The organism is Ruegeria sp. D6, assembly GCF_056534365.1.
This window is the reverse complement of record NZ_JBQFPH010000001.1, coordinates 1,013,092-1,029,779: the sequence shown is the minus strand read 5'-3', so window position 1 is coordinate 1,029,779 and position 16,688 is coordinate 1,013,092. Positions and strand designations below refer to the sequence as shown.

20 protein-coding genes are annotated in these 16,688 nt (G+C 56.0%); 16 read left to right on the top strand and 4 right to left on the bottom strand.

Annotated elements, in window-relative coordinates; genetic code table 11:
• Positions 1–5: 5 nt before the first annotated feature.
• The 9 genes from ACR0A1_RS05120 to ACR0A1_RS05080 all read left to right on the top strand — a co-directional run bounded on the left by ACR0A1_RS05120 (position 6) and on the right by ACR0A1_RS05080 (position 7,468).
• Positions 6–848: a DUF2059 domain-containing protein gene (locus ACR0A1_RS05120; RefSeq protein WP_170421599.1), complete on the top strand. Its 843-nt coding sequence runs from the start codon at positions 6–8 to the stop codon at positions 846–848.
• On the top strand, positions 848–1,654 hold the full coding sequence (locus tag ACR0A1_RS05115; RefSeq protein ID WP_170608870.1) for a DUF2059 domain-containing protein: 807 nt from the start codon (positions 848–850) through the stop codon (positions 1,652–1,654). Before ACR0A1_RS05120 ends, ACR0A1_RS05115 begins: the two co-directional genes overlap by 1 nt.
• A gap of 210 nt (positions 1,655–1,864) precedes the next feature.
• Complete coding sequence (locus ACR0A1_RS05110) at positions 1,865–2,482, top strand: 50S ribosomal protein L21 (RefSeq protein ID WP_480866496.1); 618 nt, start codon at positions 1,865–1,867, stop codon at positions 2,480–2,482.
• Positions 2,483–2,493: 11 nt separating this feature from the next.
• Positions 2,494–2,763: a 50S ribosomal protein L27 gene (rpmA, locus tag ACR0A1_RS05105; RefSeq protein WP_010440093.1), complete on the top strand. Its 270-nt coding sequence runs from the start codon at positions 2,494–2,496 to the stop codon at positions 2,761–2,763.
• Between the two features lie 95 nt (positions 2,764–2,858).
• The gene (locus ACR0A1_RS05100; protein ID WP_170509934.1) at positions 2,859–3,467 is read left to right on the top strand and encodes a LysE family translocator; all 609 of its coding nucleotides are present in this window, start codon (positions 2,859–2,861) and stop codon (positions 3,465–3,467) included.
• On the top strand, positions 3,464–4,000 hold the full coding sequence (locus ACR0A1_RS05095; protein ID WP_170393085.1) for a GNAT family N-acetyltransferase: 537 nt from the start codon (positions 3,464–3,466) through the stop codon (positions 3,998–4,000). Before ACR0A1_RS05100 ends, ACR0A1_RS05095 begins: the two co-directional genes overlap by 4 nt.
• A 37-nt stretch (positions 4,001–4,037) precedes the next feature.
• A complete protein-coding gene (gene obgE / locus ACR0A1_RS05090; RefSeq protein ID WP_170393084.1) occupies positions 4,038–5,072 on the top strand; it encodes a GTPase ObgE in 1,035 nt (344 codons plus the stop codon).
• A complete protein-coding gene (proB, locus tag ACR0A1_RS05085; RefSeq protein ID WP_480866493.1) occupies positions 5,060–6,166 on the top strand; it encodes a glutamate 5-kinase in 1,107 nt (368 codons plus the stop codon). Before obgE ends, proB begins: the two co-directional genes overlap by 13 nt.
• A gap of 39 nt (positions 6,167–6,205) precedes the next feature.
• A complete protein-coding gene (locus tag ACR0A1_RS05080) occupies positions 6,206–7,468 on the top strand; it encodes a glutamate-5-semialdehyde dehydrogenase (protein WP_480866491.1) in 1,263 nt (420 codons plus the stop codon).
• Here ACR0A1_RS05080 and ACR0A1_RS05075 read toward each other — a convergent pair.
• Positions 7,465–8,061 carry a histidine phosphotransferase family protein gene (locus ACR0A1_RS05075; RefSeq protein WP_170735040.1) on the bottom strand — a complete coding sequence of 199 codons (597 nt, stop codon included), beginning with the start codon at positions 8,059–8,061 and terminating at the stop codon, positions 7,465–7,467. The genes ACR0A1_RS05080 and ACR0A1_RS05075 overlap by 4 nt on opposite strands.
• Positions 8,062–8,103: 42 nt before the next feature.
• Here ACR0A1_RS05075 and ACR0A1_RS05070 point away from each other — a divergent pair, with 42 nt between their 5' ends.
• From ACR0A1_RS05070 to tsf, 5 genes are all read left to right on the top strand, one after another.
• Positions 8,104–8,286, top strand: a complete 183-nt coding sequence (locus tag ACR0A1_RS05070) for a DUF3553 domain-containing protein (RefSeq protein WP_010440107.1) — start codon at positions 8,104–8,106, stop codon at positions 8,284–8,286.
• Positions 8,287–8,391: 105 nt separating this feature from the next.
• The gene (olsB, locus tag ACR0A1_RS05065; protein WP_480866489.1) at positions 8,392–9,147 is read left to right on the top strand and encodes an L-ornithine N(alpha)-acyltransferase; all 756 of its coding nucleotides are present in this window, start codon (positions 8,392–8,394) and stop codon (positions 9,145–9,147) included.
• A complete protein-coding gene (gene olsA, locus ACR0A1_RS05060; protein WP_480753791.1) occupies positions 9,134–9,988 on the top strand; it encodes a lyso-ornithine lipid O-acyltransferase in 855 nt (284 codons plus the stop codon). The genes olsB and olsA overlap by 14 nt, the downstream gene beginning before the upstream one ends.
• Positions 9,989–10,156: 168 nt before the next feature.
• Positions 10,157–10,957 (top strand): 30S ribosomal protein S2, encoded by an 801-nt coding sequence (rpsB, locus tag ACR0A1_RS05055; RefSeq protein WP_170405761.1) that lies wholly within the window; start codon positions 10,157–10,159, stop codon positions 10,955–10,957.
• Between the two features lie 76 nt (positions 10,958–11,033).
• A complete protein-coding gene (gene tsf / locus ACR0A1_RS05050) occupies positions 11,034–11,909 on the top strand; it encodes a translation elongation factor Ts (RefSeq protein WP_170509912.1) in 876 nt (291 codons plus the stop codon).
• Between the two features lie 363 nt (positions 11,910–12,272).
• On the opposite strand, the gene ACR0A1_RS05045 is transcribed toward tsf, so the two are convergent.
• The 3 genes from ACR0A1_RS05045 to ACR0A1_RS05035 form a co-directional block, all read right to left on the bottom strand.
• Entirely contained in the window at positions 12,273–13,025 is a 753-nt protein-coding gene (locus tag ACR0A1_RS05045) for an autoinducer binding domain-containing protein (protein WP_170393076.1), read from the bottom strand.
• The gene (gene aroQ, locus ACR0A1_RS05040) at positions 13,022–13,471 is read right to left on the bottom strand and encodes a type II 3-dehydroquinate dehydratase (RefSeq protein ID WP_170393075.1); all 450 of its coding nucleotides are present in this window, start codon (positions 13,469–13,471) and stop codon (positions 13,022–13,024) included. Before aroQ ends, ACR0A1_RS05045 begins: the two co-directional genes overlap by 4 nt.
• Before the next feature lie 129 nt (positions 13,472–13,600).
• The gene (locus tag ACR0A1_RS05035) at positions 13,601–14,602 is read right to left on the bottom strand and encodes an NADPH:quinone oxidoreductase family protein (protein ID WP_480866486.1); all 1,002 of its coding nucleotides are present in this window, start codon (positions 14,600–14,602) and stop codon (positions 13,601–13,603) included.
• A gap of 108 nt (positions 14,603–14,710) precedes the next feature.
• Here ACR0A1_RS05035 and ACR0A1_RS05030 point away from each other — a divergent pair, with 108 nt between their 5' ends.
• Both ACR0A1_RS05030 and ACR0A1_RS05025 read left to right on the top strand, forming a co-directional pair.
• Positions 14,711–15,529: an SDR family NAD(P)-dependent oxidoreductase gene (locus ACR0A1_RS05030; protein ID WP_170646049.1), complete on the top strand. Its 819-nt coding sequence runs from the start codon at positions 14,711–14,713 to the stop codon at positions 15,527–15,529.
• A 27-nt stretch (positions 15,530–15,556) separates the two neighbouring features.
• Complete coding sequence (locus tag ACR0A1_RS05025; RefSeq protein ID WP_480866484.1) at positions 15,557–16,588, top strand: phosphotransferase family protein; 1,032 nt, start codon at positions 15,557–15,559, stop codon at positions 16,586–16,588.
• The last annotated feature ends 100 nt before the right edge of the window (positions 16,589–16,688 follow it).

Sequence of the window (16,688 nt, the reverse complement as noted above, 5' to 3'; positions counted from 1 at the left end):
TATGTATGACTTACTTTATACGCCAGTTCGCAATCAGCCTCATCCTTCCAATTTTCTCGCTTGGTGTCATGGCCTCGCCATCTCAGGCCGCCAGTCAGGATCAGATTGAGGCGTTTCTGACCACGACAGGGTTTGACGTTGCCTTGGAAAGCATAGCGCAGGCCTCTGCTTCGGCCCCGCAGATGCTAGGTATCGACCCTGACGGCTTCGGATCGGATTGGGCGCGTCTGACCGAAGAGGTGTTTGATACCGCTTTGATGCACGAAACGGCTGTCTCGATCCTTGAACAGACGCTTAGCGAAGAGGCGCTGGTCCACGCGGTCTCGTTTTACGCCTCGGAGTTGGGGCAAAGACTGGTCGTTGCTGAAAACGCCGCTCATATGGATGACGATGATGATGCCAAACAACTGGCCGGGCAAGAAATCGTCTCGAAGTTGATAAAAGAAGGCTCATCTCGTGTTGAAAGCCTGAAACGCATGAACCGTGCGGTGGACGCCAGCGGAACCTCGCTGCGCGCGCTGCAAGAGATCCAGGTGCGGTTTTTGCTGGCGGCAAGTGCGTCTGGCATTATCGACATGCAACTGAGCGGAGATGAACTGCGCGCGATGATCCAACGCAATGAAGGTGAGTTGCGTCGATCTCTGCAACTGTCAGCTTTGGCAGGGGCGGCTTACACCTACCAGGATTTCTCGGATGAGGATGTCGACGCCTATGTTGACGCTCTGGAACAGCCTCTGATGCAGGAGGTCTATGAGCTGTTGAATGCGATCCAATATGAAATCATGGCGATGCGGTTTGAAGTATTGGCCGCCCGTATGGCCGAATTGCGCCCGGCGCAGGATATCTGATGCGAGTTTTAGCTACGGCACTCTGTTTGACGATCTGGGCGCTGCCTCTGGCCGCAAGCGAGCGTGCTGAAAGACTGATGCAGGCGATGCATATTTTGGATTTTATGAAAATTCTTAGTGAAGAAGGCGTGGCGCAAGGGCATGCAATCAACGAGTCGATGCTGGGCAGCTCAGGAGGAGCCTATTTTTTGGCGCAAGTTGAGGATCTGTACGATCCGACTACGATGCACCAGCAACTTTCGCTGTCTGTTGGCGAGATGATGTCCGATGCGCAGCTAGAACAAGCTTCGATCTTTTTTGAAAGCGAACTGGGGCAAAGCATCGTTTCTCTGGAAAATTCGGCGCGCCGGGCCATTGCAGATGACGCGATCGAAGAGATGGCACGCAGCGCTTACGAACAGGCTGATCGCGAGGGCATGTTTTTTCGTCTTGTAGATGAATATGTGCAGGTCAACGACCTGATCGAGAAAAATGTGCAAGGCACCATCAGCGCTGATTATAGTTTTTACCAAGGACTTGCCTCTGGGCAAAGTGCCCTGTTCGACGATGCATCCGTGTTGCAGGAACTGCTATCTCAGCATGAGAACACCAGGGCAGAGACAACTGAATGGATGTACTCGTTCCTTTTATTGGCCTATCAGCCGTTGAACGAGTCTCAGATGCGAGAGAACATCGCCTTTTCCCGCACCGATGCGGGTCGGGCCTTGAATTCCGCTTTGTTCATGGGTTTTGATGAAATGCTAAACGGCATCTCTTACCAGCTTGGTCAAACCGTCGCGCAAGCCATGAAAGCGTCGGATCTCTGAGCCGCAGATTTTTGGTTGACTTTCTTCATGAATGCTTCGATAAGCGCGCATCCCGGCCGGCTTTCCGCGCCGGGTATCGTTATTCTTTGACCTGATGGCATGTGCCAAAGGTCATTCACACAGCCCGAAAAGGGCGCGCTGTTCGAGGTGGCGAAAGCCGGAAACACCCAATCGGGGACCACAGAACGCGGTTAGACAAAGGAAAGACGCATGTTTGCGGTCCTCAAGACTGGCGGCAAGCAGTACAAGGTTCAGGCGGGCGATGTGCTCCGTGTTGAAAAGCTGGCTGCCGACGCAGGTGAAAAAGTTCAATTCAACGATGTTCTGATGCTGGGCGGCGACGCACCGGTTGTTGGTGCACCTTTCGTTGAAGGCGCAGGCGTACAGGCCGAAGTGATCGAACAGATCAAAGGTGACAAGGTCATCAAGTTCGTCAAGCGCCGTCGTAAACACAGCTCGAAGCGTACCGTTGGTCACCGTCAGAAACTGACTCTGGTCAAAATCACCGACATCCTGTCGTCAGGCGCTGACAAGTCGGGCATCAAAGCTGCAACCGGTTCGGCACCGGCTGGCGAAGCTGCTCCGATGGCAAAAAAGCCTGCCAAGAAAGCTGAAGCCAAAGCAGAGGCACCCGCCGCAGCTGCTGCCGCTGACGATCTGACTGCTCTTAATGGTGTCGGCCCTGCCGCTGCCAAAAAGCTGGTTGAAGCCGGTATCGAAAGCTTTGCCGCTCTGGCCGCCTTGTCGGACGAGCAGATTGCTGCTATCGACACCATCAAAGTGAAACCCGAATGGGTTGAGCAAGCCAAAGAGCTGGCTCAGGGCTAAGGAGAGAGAGAATGGCACATAAGAAAGCTGGCGGTTCCTCCCGTAACGGTCGCGACTCAGCTGGTCGTCGCCTTGGCGTGAAGCTGTATGGTGGCCAGGCCGCCATCGCAGGCAACATCATCGTACGTCAGCGCGGCACCAAGTTCTGGCCGGGCGAAGGCGTAGGCATGGGCAAAGACCATACCATCTTTGCAACTGTCGATGGCGCCGTGAAGTTCCATAAGGGACTTAAAAACCGCACCTTTATTTCGGTCCTGCCAGTGGCGGAGGCCGCAGAGTAAGCCGAAACCCAGAAGGTTTAAGAAAAATTCATGGGGGACCGGCACAAAGTGCCGGTCCCTTTTTCGTTTTAACGCAGTCGTGATCACCAGAACCGATGACAGTCGCAACCACCAGTTTCCTGATTTTTGCCGCTTCGCAGGTCGGCACGCCGGGACCGGCCAATATGGTCCTGCTGGGAACAGGTGCGCGTTTTGGCTTTCGGTCGGCACTGCCCTTTGTGGGCGGGGTCATTCTGGGAAAACAGCTGATCATCTGGCCGGTTGGATTTGGCCTGATGCAAGTTGCCGATCAAGCGCCGTTGGTGTTCGAGACACTCAAATATGCTTCTGCTGCATATATTTGCTGGCTCGCGTGGAAAATTGCCAATCTGCGGCTTTCCCGAGGTCAATCGGATAAGCAAGTGCCCGGTTTTCTGGCGGGGTTAATAGTGCATCCTCTTAACCCTAAGGCTTGGGCAATGATTATCGCAGGCTTCACCGGGTTTGTGGCAACAGGAACACCCAGTTTTGAGGCGACCCTCACGATCGCTCTCTGTTTGTTAATCTGCCAGATCGTATTGCACCCGATCTGGACATTTGCCGGAGATCGGATCGCCCATGCGGTTGAAGGTCGGCCTGCGGAAAAATATCTGATGTGGACGTTAGCCAGTTTGACAGTTGCGTCCGTACTTTTTGTGTTGTTCGGAGGAGGAACGCACTCATGAAAATTGAGGCAATAATAAATCAGCCGGTCATTGAAACCGAGCGGTTCGACCTTCGCCCTCTGCGTCGGTCGGATTTGGGTCTCATTGAGCACTATGCAGGCGATGAGCGTGTGGCGCGCATGACGACATCGATCCCGCATCCATTGCCACCTGGCTCGATTGAGGCGTTTGTGATGCGCGCGATGGCCGAAGACCGGGACGAGGATGTCTGGGCAATGGATGCCACAAAGGATGGTGGCCCGGAGCTGATCGGACTGATTTCATTGACCCGGCTGGATCGCAACCAGTCCGAGGTCGGCTATTGGGTCGCCCCGGTGTATTGGAACACCGGCATTGCATCGCTGGCCGTTGAAACGCTGGTCAACGCCAATCCGCTGGAAAACGCGACCATGTTCGCCAGCGTGTTCCAGGACAACCCGGCCTCGGCCCGGGTTCTGACCCATTGCGGGTTCCAGTATCTTGGCGATGCGGAAACCTATTCGGTGGCGCGCGATGCGAATGTGCCCACGTGGACCTATACAAAGAAACTCTGACTTGTGGCCGATGGGGCCTTTGCAGTAGGGGACAGCTATGAAATTTCTCGATCTTGCAAAGGTCTACATCCGGTCCGGGGCCGGAGGTGGCGGCTGCGTCAGCTTTAGACGTGAAAAGTACATCGAATACGGCGGACCCGATGGTGGGGACGGCGGTAAGGGTGGGTCTGTTTGGGCCGAGGTTGTGGACGGGCTGAACACCCTGATCGACTTTCGCTATCAACAGCATTTTTTCGCCAAGAACGGCCAACCCGGTCGCGGTCAGCAGCGTACGGGTAAGGATGGTGACGACATCATCCTGCGCGTTCCCGTCGGAACCGAGATTCTGGATGAAGACGAAGAGACCGTGATTTGTGACCTGACCGAGGTTGGTCAGAGGTTTTTGCTGGCAAAAGGCGGCAACGGCGGCTTTGGCAACCTGCATTTCAAATCCGCGACCAATCAGGCCCCGCGCCGCGCCAATCCGGGGCAGGCGGGGATCGACCGCACCATCTGGCTGCGGCTGAAGCTGATTGCGGATGTGGGTCTTTTGGGCATGCCCAACGCCGGGAAATCAACTTTCTTGGCTGCCACATCCAATGCACGGCCCAAAATCGCCGACTATCCCTTTACTACGCTGCACCCCAATCTGGGCGTTGTCGGTGTCGATAACGTGGAGTTCGTCGTTGCCGACATTCCAGGTCTGATCGAAGGCGCGCATGAGGGGCGTGGAATCGGTGACCGGTTTCTTGGCCACGTAGAACGCTGCGCGGTACTGTTGCATCTGGTCGACGGCACCTCGGAAACTGTGGTCGAAGACTATCGCACAATCATCACCGAGCTTGAGGCCTATGGCGGAGAGCTGGCGGATAAGCCACGTATCACCGTTTTGAACAAGATCGACGCTCTGGACGATGAGGAACGCGAACTGATCAAGGCCGAACTGGAAGAAGCCGTTCGCGGCCCGGTCATGACCATGTCAGGCGTTGCGCATTTGGGCGTGACCGAGGTGCTGCGGTCCTTGCGGGCTCAGATCGATGAAAACCGCCTGCGCCAGAAACCCGCCGAGGAGGCCACGCCTTGGCAACCCTGACCCATGCCCGCCGCCTGGTGGTCAAGATCGGATCGGCCTTGTTGGTCGACCGGGATACGGGATTGCTCAGGTCGGATTGGCTGAAATCGCTGGCGCAGGACGTGGCTTGGCTGAAAGGGCAGGGGACAGATGTTGTTCTGGTCTCGTCCGGGTCAATCGCGTTGGGTCGAGGTGTACTGGGCCTGCCGATGCAGAATCTGCCGCTGGAACAGTCACAGGCCGCTGCGGCGGTTGGACAAATCCGGCTTGCCCGTGCGTATGAAGAAGCGTTGACGCCGCATGAGATCAAAACCGCTCAGGTGCTGGTCACGTTGGAAGACAGCTCAGATCGGCGGCGTTATCTGAATTCCCGTGCAACGCTGGAAACGCTGCTGAGCCTGGGTGTTGTTCCGATTGTCAACGAAAACGATACAGTCGCCACGGATGAGATCCGGTATGGCGACAATGACCGGCTGGCAGCGCAAATCGCCGTGACCATCGGCGCGGATCAGTTGATCCTGCTTTCAGATGTCGACGGGTTCTATTCGGGCAATCCCAACGAGGACACGACAGCCACCCGATATGACGTGATCAAACAGATCACGCCCGAGATCGAGGCCATGGCAGGTGACGCGGGATCGGGGCTGTCAAAGGGCGGCATGAAGACCAAGCTGTTGGCTGCCAAGATGGCAACCGCAGCTGGCTGCGATATGGCGATAACTGAAGGATCACCCCTGAACCCGCTGAAAACGCTTGAAAATGGCGCGAGCTGCACTTGGTTCACGGCCACGCTCGATCCGCATGCAGCCCGGAAACGCTGGATTTCGGCGATGAAACCGCGCGGAGAGATCGTGATCGATGACGGCGCGGCAAGGGCGCTTTCCAATGGCAAAAGCCTGTTGCCCGCTGGCATTGTCGAGGTCACGGGTGATTTTGGTCGCGGCGATCCCGTCGCTGTTCTGGATGCGCAGGCGCGGAGGCTGGCACAGGGGCTAAGTCGCTATACCGCGCAAGAGGCGGATGCGATCAAAGGACGTAAATCGTCCGAAATCGAGGCGACGCTAGGCTATCCTGGCCGCGCAGCCCTGATTCACCGGGACGATCTGGCGCTGTAAGGGCGTGATTTGATAAACTGAGACCGAAAGGCGCATGAGATGAAGGATTTCGACAACATTCCCGCAATGATGGCCGACCTTGGTGCGCGCGCCAAAGCAGCCTCGCAAGAGCTTGCCTTTGCCACCGCCGAACGCAAGCACGCCGCGCTGATCGCAGCCGCAGACGCCGTTTGGCACAAACGTGCCGACATTATCGAAGCGAACAAGAAGGATTTGGAGTTCGGGCGAGAAAAGGGTTTGAGCCCCGCGATGATGGACCGCCTGATGCTGGATGAAGCACGCGTTCAGGGCATGGTTGACGGGCTGCGCACCGTTGCCGATCAGACCGATCCTGTGGGTGAGGTGTTGGCCGAATGGGACATGGCCTCGGGCCTCAACATTCAGCGTGTGCGCACGCCTTTGGGTGTAATCGGCGTGATTTATGAAAGCCGCCCCAACGTTACGGCGGATGCGGGTGCATTGTGCCTGAAATCCGGGAACGCCGTGATCTTGCGCGGCGGGTCTGAGAGCTTTCATTCGTCAACCGCGATCCATGCATGTCTGGTTGAGGGGCTAGCAGCTGCTAGCTTGCCCGAAGACGCCATTCAACTGGTGCCGACTCGCGACCGGGCTGCGGTGCAAGAGCTTTTGACCATGACTGATTATGTCGACGTCATCGTTCCCCGAGGTGGCAAAGGATTGGTGGGTCTTGTGCAACGCGAGGCGCGCGTGCCCGTCTTTGCGCATCTCGAAGGCATCGTTCATATTTATGTTGATAAAGCCGCCGATCCACAGAAGACGCTGGATGTTGTGTTGAACGCCAAAACCCGGCGCACCGGTATCTGTGGCGCGGCAGAATGCTTGCTGATCCATCAAGACGTTGCAGAAACACTGGGCCGTGATCTAATCGCTGCTCTTCAAGCTGCGGGTGTTGAAGTGCATGCCGAAGGCATTTTGGCCAATGAAAACACCATTCCTGCGTCGGATGATGACTGGGGCAAAGAGTACCTAGATAGTATCATCGCTGCACGGCCCGTAGCAGATATCGACGCCGCGATTGCGCATATCCGGCAGTTTGGCTCAAGCCACACCGATAGTATCATGACCGAGGATTCCGCGGCCGCCGAGCACTTCTTCGAACGGCTCGACAGCGCTATCCTGATGCATAATGCCTCGACGCAATTCGCGGATGGCGGTGAGTTTGGCATGGGTGCTGAGATTGGTATCGCCACCGGCAAGATGCACGCGCGCGGTCCCGTCGGTGCCGCTCAGTTGACCAGTTTTAAGTATCTGGTGCGCGGAAACGGGACCACGCGGCACTAAAACCGCAGTGTCACCTGGGTTGCGGTCGTTTCTGCCGTGATCCTGCGACCCATCGTCGAGGCTGTGTCCGGCAGCAGGGCAAATTGAACCTGCGCCGGGCTTAGTTTTTCGGTAAATCGCCCCGAGCCAATCCCTTTCCATAGTCCCGTATTGAGGTTCAGCTTGTCAGCAACGCCAGTCACCGTCCATGCGTCGCCCTGAGTTTCGATTTCCACTTCGCCGCCGAAGGGCATCGCATTTTCACAGCACATCACAGCCAGAAACGCGAGTTTAACCTGATTGCGCGGGACAGGTTCGGTCAGGTTCCAACTGATCCGCAGACGCCCGGCCTTTTCCACATCTTTAAGAAGCTCGACCACTTCGGTGCGACCCAATGGCTGATCGCTTGCTGATCCAAAGGCAACGCGGAAAAACCGGATGCGGGCGCCTGCACTGCCAACGCTGCCCGAAATCAGCTCCATTTCAGGGCCCTGGACTGCGCCAACCATCTCCAACAGCTCAAGCCCGTTGGTAATTGCCCCAATGGGGCTGATCAGATCATGACAGATCCGAGAGCCGATCAATTCGGCCAGGTTGACGTCTGACGCGCCCATGCGTACCTCCTGCTGCATCTGCCTTGGACCCGGAGGCCCGATATGACAGATCTGAATGCCATTCTTGCACCGGGCATGTATGTCCGCCACCCCGATTTCCCCGATTGGGGCGTTGGACAAGTGCAGTCCAATATCGGAGGCAAGATCACCGTTAACTTTCGCGAGCAGGGGAAAGTGGTGATCGACGGGACACGCATAGCCCTGATGCCGGTCTTTGATCCGTGAAACTGGTTTAGGAAAGGTTAACAACTCGGGCAAAACGCGGGCTTGTTGCCTTTGGCCGAGCAATCGCGTTATCAGCGCGCAACCGCGATCGATGGAATTTTCTTGATGCCAGACGAAGGCCCCTCATTCACTGTCAAATTAGCCAATACCGAGGTTGAACTGCGGGCGGCCCAACGTCTGCGCTATGACGTGTTTGTTCAGGAATTGGGCGGTGGCGGCGAGATGGTGGATCATGAGGAGGGGCTCGAGAAGGATCGGTTCGATCCATACTTCGATCATATGCTCGCCATCGACGATTCATCTGGAGAGGTGATCGGCGTCTATCGACTGCTTCCTGGTGAGCGAGCTGCCGAACTGGGGCAATTCTACTCCGAGGATGAATACGATCTCACCATCCTGAAACAAAGCGGGCGCAAGCTGTTGGAGCTTGGACGCTCGTGCGTGCATCCGGATTATCGTGGTGGCACGGCGATGTATCATCTGTGGAATGGTCTGGCTGCATACGTCACCGAGCGTGATATTGAGGTCTTGTTCGGGGTCGCGAGTTTCCACGGAACCGACGTGAGCAAATTGGCGCAGCCGCTGTCGATGCTGCATCACAACCACCTTGCCCCGCTGGATTTGCGGGTTCGGGCCCAGCCAGATGTGTTTCAATCAATGGACCTTTTGGCACCCGACGCGCTGGATCGGCGCGCGGCGATGGTTCAAGTGCCGTCTCTCATCAAGGCCTACCTTCGCCTCGGTGGATTCGTGGGCGAGGGGGCATTTATCGATCATGCCTTCAACACAACCGATGTGTGTCTGATCCTTGACACAGCCCGCATGAATGAGCGTCAGCGGCGTATTTATGGTGGAGCATAACCCTGTGAGCGACCCATCGTGGCAAAGTGAAGACGCTCCTGATCCAATTGAGCTTGGTTTCTTAGGTTGGGTCCTGGTGATACTTCGCGGTCTGCCGCTGGCCCTTCTGGTTTTTGGGGGGCTGTTCGTCTTATTGGCCATACGTCTCATCGAACGACCGCTTTATGGCGTTCAACGGCCGGTGACACCGTTCATTTCTCAGTTCGTTTGTCGCAATGCATTTCGAATTCTCGGGATCAGATTTCGCACCTCTGGCGCGCTCATGCAGGAACGCGGCGCTGTGGTTGCAAACCATACGTCGTGGCTGGATATCTTTGCGCTGAATGCCCTTAAGCGCGTGTATTTCGTATCGAAAGCCGAAGTTGCAAAATGGCCCGGCATCGGCTGGCTGGCACGCGCGACGGGTACGGTCTTTATCGAACGTGATCGCAAGAAAGCCCGCGAGCAGACCCGGATTTTCGAGGAACGTCTGAAAGCCGGGCACAAGCTGTTGTTCTTTCCAGAAGGCACCTCGACCGACGGACAGCGAGTTTTACCCTTTAAAACAACACTCTTTGCCGCGTTCTTCACTGAAGAGCTGCGGGAATTCATGTATGTTCAACCGGTTTCGGTCATCTTTCACGCTCCCCAAGGTCAGCCCGATAGGTTTTATGGCTGGTGGGGCGACATGGATTTCGGACCGCATTTGCTTAAGACTTTGGGGGCACGTCGACAAGGCACCGTGGAATTGATCTACCACGCGCCAGCCAAGGTTAGCGACTTTGAAAACCGCAAAGCTCTGGCAGCCCATTGCGAAGACGCGGTACGTCATGCGCATTCACTGGCGCGGCTTGAAAAATAGGGGCATTTGGCCCTTGCGCTGATGCTAAACCTGCCGTATACGCGCGCCATTCAAACCCGCAGGCGGGGTTTGGGCTTTTTGAGGGAGACATCCTTAACTGGCCCGCCGGTTGGAGCATCCGCTTCTTTCACCCCCGCCGAGGCGTAAACCGGAAAAGGAAAGTAAAGCATGGCTCTTCCCGAGTTCACCATGCGTCAGCTGCTGGAAGCTGGCGTTCACTTTGGTCACCAGACACAGCGTTGGAATCCCCGCATGGGCCCGTTCATCTACGGCTCGCGCAATGGCATCCACATCATGGACCTGACTCAGACCGTTCCGATGCTGGATCAGGCTCTGCAGGCTGTTCGTGACACCGTCGCAAAAGGTGGTCGCGTTCTGTTCGTAGGCACCAAGCGTCAGGCAGCTCAGCCGATCGCAGATGCCGCTGAAAAGTCGGCTCAGTACTACATGAACCACCGCTGGCTGGGCGGCACGCTGACCAACTGGAAAACCGTTTCCCAGTCGATCAACCGTCTGAACCAGATCGACGAAGCCATGGAGTCGGGTGCCGAAGGCCTGACCAAGAAAGAGCGTCTGGGCATGGAACGTGACCAGGCCAAGCTGCAGGCTTCACTGGGCGGTATCCGCGAGATGGGTGGCGTTCCGGATCTACTGTTCGTCATCGACGTCAAGAAAGAAGCACTGGCTATCGCCGAAGCCAACAAGCTGGGTATCCCGGTTGTGGCTGTTGTCGACACCAACTGCTCGCCCGATGGCGTTGACTACATCATCCCCGGCAACGACGACGCAGCGCGCGCAATCGCTCTGTATTGCGATCTGGCCGCACGTGCAGCTCTGGACGGCATGACCGCTCAGATGGGTGCTGCTGGCGTTGACCTGGGTGCATTCGAAGAAGCTCCGGTTGAAGAAGTCGTAGCCGAAGAAGCACCCGCTGAAGAAGCCGCGCCGGAAGTCAAAGCCGAAGCGTAAGCTGCCCGTCACGTAAATGACATATGGGGCAGGGTAGACCTGCCCCAATTCCGTTTGAATTGAGGAGAGCCAAAAGATGGCAATCACAGCAGCAATGGTAAAAGAACTGCGCGACTCGACCGGCGCAGGCATGATGGACGCAAAAAAAGCGCTGACCGAAACCGGCGGCAACATGGACGAAGCCGTTGACTGGCTGCGCACCAAAGGCCTGGCCAAGGCGGCCAAGAAATCGGGCCGTACTGCAGCGGAAGGTCTGGTTGCTGTTCACGTCAACGGCGGCAACGGTGTTGCAGTCGAAGTGAACTCGGAAACCGACTTCGTTGCGAAAAACAGCGAATTCCAAGAGATGGTCGGCAAGATCACCTACGCAGCCGAAGGTGTTGATGACGTCGACGCGCTACTGGCTGCTGATCTGGGCGGCAAGTCTGTTGCAGATACCCTGACCGACAAGATCGCCACCATTGGTGAAAACATGTCGGTCCGCCGCATGTCGAAACTGTCGGGCGATACTGTCGTTTCCTACGTTCACAACGCGGCGACAACCGGCATGGGCAAAATCGGCGTTCTGGTCGCTCTGTCCGGCGGTGATGAAGGCTTCGGCAAGCAGGTTGCAATGCACATTGCAGCTGTGAACCCAGCGGCCCTGTCCGAGGCGGACATGGACCCGGAAGTTGTCGAGAAAGAGAAGCAGGTCCAGATGGACATCGCCCGCGAATCCGGCAAGCCCGAGCAGGTGATCGAAAAGATGATCGTCGGTCGCATGAAGAAATTCGTCGCCGAAGCGACCCTGCTGAACCAGGACTTCGTTGTGAATCCTGATCTGACCGTCGAAGCGGCTGCCAAAGAGGCGGGTGCGACCATCACCGGTTTTGTCCGCATGGAAGTAGGCGAGGGCATCGTGGTCGAAAAAGAAGACTTCGCTGCCGAAGTTGCAAAGGCAGCCCAAGGCTAAAATCTTTTGCAGCTTCGGTTAGAGGCTGCAACAAATACCGAGCCCGGTTGCATAGCGCAGCCGGGTTTTTTTCATGTCAAAAGCCTGTGAACCGATGCTTGCGAAGATTGGTGAATTGAGGGGCCCTGCATGATGGGGATGGAAGGGCCCCTCAATAATCCCGACAAAGAGACGTGGACGAATAGACGCCTCGGTGTCAGAGCGATCAGAGAGCTTTGGTATTACAAAGATCCGATCAAAACGTTCCCTGGCTAAAGCCACCACTCACGGAACAATATCAATTTGCAATTTTATCGGGAGATTCGGAAAGTCATGTATTCCTTACCCTAGGTCAATTTGATGCTAATTAGCATCAAAATAGGGTCATGCTTCCATCACAAACATCTGATTCTGCAACGCGGCCTTCAATACGGCCTGTGCTGTTGTTTCAACCGAAAGCGCCTCACGCGCGAGTCTCAGATGTTTTTCCACCGTTGCCGAAGTCAAACCCATCAATAGCGCGATGTCCTGCGTGGTCTTTCCGTCGCCGACCCATTGCAAAGCCTCGCGCTGGCGTTTGGTCAGCGCGCGGTTCGGGGCATGATATGGCAAGGTCAGGATTTTGAGATGGGCAACATTGTTCATCAGAAGGATGTCGTCGCCGTGCTCGTTCCAGACCTCGTCCATCTCCTCCTGGCTGTGATTACGTGCCGCAAGCGAAATCGCCCCTTTGGAACGCATCGACACCGAGTTGAAGCTGACCGTATAACCTACTGTAATATCACGCGACTTATTGAACTCAAAAACCCGAAGCTCTTCGTTCGACATGACCCCGCTGGACATCATGTCCTGTATCATGCTCCAACTTGCAGCGCCTTCGTTGTTCAGCGCCCATTTCAGCATGGGGGCGTGAAAATACAGGCCGGATTGAAGGAACCCTTCCAAGTAATCCGAGCAGTGATTGGTCAGGATTACAAAGTCTTCTGGATCGCCGAGCGAAGTCGCCGTTCGGTATTGCGTATACCCATACAACAACCGGTCGAAGCCATACTTTTCCATCTGGCGGCAATGTGCATCCCAAAGCTCTTCCAGAGTTTTCGTGTAGCTCAGAAAATTCAGATACTCTTTGAGGGTCATCCTGTGTCCCTCTCAGCCAGATGCGCGGCAATCGCGTTCAGTGCAAGAACATAGCTTTGCGCGCCAAAACCACAGATCTGTCCAATCGCGACTGGTGCGATATGCGATTTGTGACGAAACGCCTCGCGCGCGTGAATGTTAGATAAATGAACTTCGACCACGGGTACTTCGGCCGAAGATATCGCATCCATCAGCGCAATCGATGTATGCGTGAATGCGCCTGCATTCAGTACTATGCCATCCTGAACGCCGCGTGCCGCGTGGATCGCATCAATCAGCGCGCCTTCGTGATTGGATTGGAGATGGGTTATGATTTGACCCAGCGTTTCACCATGTGCAACGCACAGGTCCTCGATCATCTGCAACGTCGTTGCGCCGTAGACCTCGGGTTGCCGTGTACCAAGCAAATTCAGGTTCGGACCATTCAGAACCAGGATATTGTGCATATTCAAACTGTCCCCATCTTCCTTTTTTCATAAACATGAATTTAAAGGTCGTCCAGCGACCTTCGCTCTTATGGGTAGAGCTTCATTGACGCATGCAGGTTGCTGGATCGGCTCAATCCCATCCTCTATTCAATTATCTTCCATCGTGACCACAACTTTACCGAGAGCCTCGCGCCGTTCGAGCATGCCAATTGCCTCTGCCGCCTGGGTTAGCGGAAATCGTGCACTGATACGGGGTGAAATCTTTCCCGAACCATAGAGGCGGAACAACTCGGCCAGGTTCTGTACGTGCCCTTTCGGGTCGCGAAATACTGACGCGCCCCAGAACACCCCGACGATCTGACAGCCCTTGAGCAAAGTCAGGTTCAGCGGAATGCTGGGGATGCCGGCAGGAAAGCCAACAACCAGATAACGCCCGCCCCATGCCATACTTCGCAAGGCGGGCTCAGCGTAGTCTCCGCCGACCGCGTCGTAGACCACATCCACACCTTCGCCCCCGGCCAGTGCCTTTATCTCGGCGGACAGGGCCTTTTGCGCTTCGCGGTCCAAATCGCGTGGATAGATCAGCGTCTGGTCTGCACCAATATCTCTGCAAAACAATGCTTTGTCTTCAGACGAGACCGCCGCGATCACATGTGCCCCCATCGCTTTGGCTAGCTCGATCGCCGCAGACCCAACGCCACCGGCGGCCCCCAGAACAAGTACTTTTTCGCCGGGCTTAAGTAGCGCACGGTCCTTGAGGGCGTGGTATGAAGTGCCGTAGGTGAAGACAAAGCTGGCCGCATCTTCAAACGGCATCACGTCGGGTATCTTGACAGCAGTCGCTGGTTTAAGCTTCAGATGCGTGGCGAACCCTCCGTGCCCAGTCAGCGCCAGAACCCGATCACCAGGCGCGAAGTCTGTGACGCCTTCTCCAACCGAGACAACTTCTCCGGCGATTTCACCACCTGGCGCAAAGGGGCGGGGTGGTTTCATCTGATATAGGTCCCGGATCATCAGCGTATCGGGGAAGTTCACCCCAGCGGCGCGGATACGCAGTACCATCTCATCTGCCTCAGGGGTCGGATCGGGCAGGGTGGTCAGTTCCAAAGTCTCCGGACCGCCCGGTGTGACGCTGAGTAATGCCTGCATGTTTTTCAATTGCCTCTTGCTTCACCTGTTTTGAAATCGTTGGATTGTGAGGACGTATTGTCAAGAAGACCTCGCGCCAGAATCCCAGATCGCCTGAATGGAGTGTACATGACGCCCGAGACTTTGTTTTCGCTCAGTGGAAAGACTGCGCTGGTAACTGGGGGTTCCACCGGTATCGGCCGAATGGCGGCCGAGGCGTTGGTACGTGCCGGGGCGCATGTGCTGATCGCTTCTCGCAAAGGCGAGGCATGCGAGGAGGTTGCAACAGAGTTGAACGCTCTGGACGCGCCAGGTTCGGCCGAAGGGTTTGCTGGCGACATCAGCAGTGAGGCGGGTGTAGATGCGCTGGTGGATGAAGTCAAAAACCGCACTCAAGCGATTGATATACTGATGAATAATGCAGGTGTGTCTTGGGGCGCGCCGATGGGGCAGTTCCCTCATTTCGCTTGGGACAAAGTCATGTCGGTTAATGTCGCAGGCGTATTTGATCTGACCCAAAAATTGCTGCCACTTCTGATGAAATCCGCAACCGACGAGGATCCTGCGCGGGTCATCAATGTAGGTTCGGTCATGGGTGAAGTTCCGATGGGTGACGGGGCCTACAGCTATTCCGCGTCCAAAGCGGCGGTTATTCACCTGTCCAAAATCATGGCTAAAGAATTGGCACCATACAGAGTCACGGTGAATGCGCTGGCCCCGGGACCATTCGTATCGCGCATGACGGCCTTTGCCACCGAAGACGAAACCAAGCGCGCGCGCGTCGGCAAAGGTGTTCCACTGGGCCGGGTTGGCCAGGCCGAGGATATCGCTGGTTGCATGTTGTTTCTATGCGGTCGCGGAGGCAGCTATGTCACTGGCGCGGTCATCCCTGTCTCCGGCGGGATAAATGTGCAGACCGGTGGCAATATCTTTGCCGATGCCCTTTAGCCGTGGGTTCATACGCAGGCTGAATATATGACACACACTGAAAACACTTTGGATATCAAGTCCGTCGACGCTTATCTAGATACGCATCTTGTTGGTTATCATGGCCCTCTTGAAGCTACAAAATTCACCGTGGGTCAGTCGAACCCAACCTATCTGCTGCGTACGCCGGCCAAATCCTATGTTCTGAGACGCAAGCCGCCGGGCATATTGCTGAAATCCGCACATGCAGTGGATAGGGAATTTCGCGTACAAGCGGCGCTGGCTGGTAGCAAAGTGCCCGTCCCGCAAGTACATCTGCTTTGTGAAGATGACAGCGTCATAGGCTCTGCCTTTTACGTGATGGAGCATCTGAAAGGGCGCACATTTGTCGACCCTGTCATGAAAGGCGAAAACAATGCGACGCGCACGGGTGTACTGAAAGAGATGAACCGCGTACTGGCCGAACTGCACATGGTCGATATCGATGCAGTGGGTCTTTCGGATTTCGGACCTCCAGGCAACTATTTCGAGCGGCAAATTGCTCGCTGGACCAAACAATATCGCGCCTCTGAGACCGAAAAAATCGCCGAGATGAATCATCTGATCGCCGGGCTTGAGCGCCAGATCCCCGAGGATGATAATCAAAGAACACTGGTTCATGGGGATTACCGCATCGACAATCTGATGTTCGAGGCGGATGGAAGCGCCTGCATTGGAGTGCTGGATTGGGAGCTATCGACCATCGGCCATCCATACGCCGACCTGGCGGCCGTCGTCATGCAGTGGCAACTGCCGCCGGGCAAGGAGGGACGGGGGCTGGCTGGCGTAGATCGGTTAAGCCTTGGGCTACCGTCAGATCAGGACTTCATCGCCGAGTATTGCGCGCGCCGCGGCCTAACGGGGATTGAGAATTTTGGCTTCTACCTTGCTTTCAACTTCTTTCGGATGGCCGGCATTCTGCAAGGTGTCTACAAGCGGGCCTTGGATGGAAACGCATCAGACCCGGCACGCGCTAAGGCTTTCGGTGCCTATGTGCCGGTCTTCGCCCAACACGGATTATCTGCGCTGCAAAAAACGTAGGCAGTATTCTCGGCGCCCTTCAACAAATCCAGCAAAAATCGGCAGAATTCGCTGTTGCCTAGGGTCTTACGAAGGCAAGATCGGCCTGATCAAGATGGAG

Coding starts and splice junctions, on each gene's coding strand:
- ACR0A1_RS05080 (WP_480866491.1), top strand. CDS start 6,206: ATGAAGGATTTCGACAACATTCCCGCAATGATGGCCGACCTTGGTGCG.
- obgE (WP_170393084.1), top strand. CDS start 4,038: ATGAAATTTCTCGATCTTGCAAAGGTCTACATCCGGTCCGGGGCCGGA.
- olsB (WP_480866489.1), top strand. CDS start 8,392: ATGCCAGACGAAGGCCCCTCATTCACTGTCAAATTAGCCAATACCGAG.
- ACR0A1_RS05110 (WP_480866496.1), top strand. CDS start 1,865: ATGTTTGCGGTCCTCAAGACTGGCGGCAAGCAGTACAAGGTTCAGGCG.
- rpmA (WP_010440093.1), top strand. CDS start 2,494: ATGGCACATAAGAAAGCTGGCGGTTCCTCCCGTAACGGTCGCGACTCA.
- ACR0A1_RS05045 (WP_170393076.1), bottom strand. CDS start 13,025: ATGACCCTCAAAGAGTATCTGAATTTTCTGAGCTACACGAAAACTCTG.
- ACR0A1_RS05115 (WP_170608870.1), top strand. CDS start 848: ATGCGAGTTTTAGCTACGGCACTCTGTTTGACGATCTGGGCGCTGCCT.
- aroQ (WP_170393075.1), bottom strand. CDS start 13,471: ATGCACAATATCCTGGTTCTGAATGGTCCGAACCTGAATTTGCTTGGT.
- ACR0A1_RS05025 (WP_480866484.1), top strand. CDS start 15,557: ATGACACACACTGAAAACACTTTGGATATCAAGTCCGTCGACGCTTAT.
- ACR0A1_RS05075 (WP_170735040.1), bottom strand. CDS start 8,061: ATGGGCGCGTCAGACGTCAACCTGGCCGAATTGATCGGCTCTCGGATC.
- ACR0A1_RS05095 (WP_170393085.1), top strand. CDS start 3,464: ATGAAAATTGAGGCAATAATAAATCAGCCGGTCATTGAAACCGAGCGG.
- rpsB (WP_170405761.1), top strand. CDS start 10,157: ATGGCTCTTCCCGAGTTCACCATGCGTCAGCTGCTGGAAGCTGGCGTT.
- ACR0A1_RS05070 (WP_010440107.1), top strand. CDS start 8,104: ATGACAGATCTGAATGCCATTCTTGCACCGGGCATGTATGTCCGCCAC.
- olsA (WP_480753791.1), top strand. CDS start 9,134: ATGGTGGAGCATAACCCTGTGAGCGACCCATCGTGGCAAAGTGAAGAC.
- tsf (WP_170509912.1), top strand. CDS start 11,034: ATGGCAATCACAGCAGCAATGGTAAAAGAACTGCGCGACTCGACCGGC.
- ACR0A1_RS05100 (WP_170509934.1), top strand. CDS start 2,859: ATGACAGTCGCAACCACCAGTTTCCTGATTTTTGCCGCTTCGCAGGTC.
- ACR0A1_RS05035 (WP_480866486.1), bottom strand. CDS start 14,602: ATGCAGGCATTACTCAGCGTCACACCGGGCGGTCCGGAGACTTTGGAA.
- ACR0A1_RS05120 (WP_170421599.1), top strand. CDS start 6: ATGACTTACTTTATACGCCAGTTCGCAATCAGCCTCATCCTTCCAATT.
- ACR0A1_RS05030 (WP_170646049.1), top strand. CDS start 14,711: ATGACGCCCGAGACTTTGTTTTCGCTCAGTGGAAAGACTGCGCTGGTA.